Consider the following 552-nt stretch of genomic DNA (forward strand, 5'->3'; position numbering starts at 1 on the left):
CACGTCCAGGCACACCGCCGGGGCGGCCGGCTCGGTGCCCTCGGCGGCGCCGGCCGCGGGCTCGCCCAGCCGGGGCGCCGGCTGTCCGGCCAGGGTGGAGCGCAGTACCTCGGTGGTGCCCAGCCCGCTCGGCAGGTCGGGGAAGCTGCGCAGCAGGTGGGCGCTCTGGTCGAGGAGTTCGGCGGCGTCCCGGTCGGCGAGCAGGGCACGGTCGTGGGTGGTGGTGAGGACCAGCCCGCCGGTGGCGTCGTAGTGGGCGGCGAGCGTGATCGGGTACGAGGTGAGGGTGCCGGCCGGGGCCGGACCCTCCACGTGGATGCCGTGCGCGGCCAGGTCGGTCTCCAGCCGCAGGTGGTGCGCCGCGGCGGGCTGGTGCTCCAGGACGACCAGGCTGTTCGGCCGCTGCCCGCGCGCGCCGGGCGTCCAGCGGTGGGCCTGGCCGGGGGAGACCCACTCGTACGCGGCGAGGTCGAGCACCCCGTCGCGCAGCGCCGCGAGCAGCTGCGGCACGGTGGTGCCCGGCTGCACCCGGACGGAGATCGGCAGCGGGTT

1 pseudogene is annotated in these 552 nt (G+C 77.7%); it reads right to left on the reverse strand.

Annotated elements, in window-relative coordinates:
* A pseudogene (locus tag AE652_RS42800) lies at window positions 1-552 on the reverse strand (peptide synthase condensation domain-containing protein); the annotation flags it as partial.

Origin of the sequence: Kitasatospora sp. MY 5-36 (assembly GCF_001182915.1) — a bacterium.
In the GTDB taxonomy this organism is placed as follows: domain Bacteria; phylum Actinomycetota; class Actinomycetes; order Streptomycetales; family Streptomycetaceae; genus Kitasatospora.